This window comes from Nocardioides sp. CPCC 206348 (genome assembly GCF_048654705.1).
Classification (GTDB): domain Bacteria; phylum Actinomycetota; class Actinomycetes; order Propionibacteriales; family Nocardioidaceae; genus Nocardioides.
This window is the reverse complement of sequence record NZ_JBMCZA010000067.1, coordinates 18,042-18,803: the sequence shown is the minus strand read 5'-3', so window position 1 is coordinate 18,803 and position 762 is coordinate 18,042. Positions and strand designations below refer to the sequence as shown.

Here is a 762-nt window from a genome sequence, read left to right as displayed (position 1 = left end):
TCGAGGAGGTTGCGCAGCAACCGTCTCGAGACCCCGACGGCTCAGCTTGGCGACCCTTGGGCCGAAGGATAAATCTGGCAATGATCGGCGTGTCGAGTGGAAATTACACGTTTGTAGTTACTCACGAACTCTTTCCAATCCGTGTGACGCATGTGAAAGTTGCTACTCGTGTGACACCTTCCCCGCACACACGGTTGGAGCAAAGACATGTCGACGTACCCCTCGGACACCCCCGGGAGCGACCGCAGGATCCGGTTCGTGACCCTGTGCCAGCAGCTGCTGGCGCTCGCTGTTGTCGTTGCCGTGCTGACCCCGGCCGCGCGGACCGTGACCATGGACGTGCGGCCCATGCAGCCGGTCGAGGTCGGCACCAGTGACGTCTCGCTGCGGGCGGCGGAGTTCCCGTCGAAGGTGCCCACGGGCGAGGTGTCGACGGAGGTCGACCAGTACGCGTTGACGGCTCCTGACGGCAAGGGCAAGGCGACGCTGCGCGGGACCGAGAAGGACGTGGCCGGCGGTGGCGAGGCGATCGTCAGCGACGTCCTGCCCGTCGACGGCTACGGCACGGTCGGCGTGACATGGGCCGCCTCGGCCGACGTCGACGAGGACGGCATCGGCGTCAAGGTGCGGACCCAGACCAACGGGGAGTGGTCGGGCTGGACCGAGGCCGAATACCACGACGACCACGGCCCGGACCCGCGTTCGGAAGAGGGCAAGCACACCCGCCCCGGCACCGACGCACTGCTGGTCGGCAACGTCGAC

General features: G+C 66.7%; 1 pseudogene. It reads left to right on the top strand.

Annotated elements, in window-relative coordinates:
* Nucleotides 1–207: 207 nt before the first annotated feature.
* Nucleotides 208–762 (top strand): annotated as a pseudogene (locus tag ACOADB_RS02885) (hypothetical protein); the annotation flags it as partial.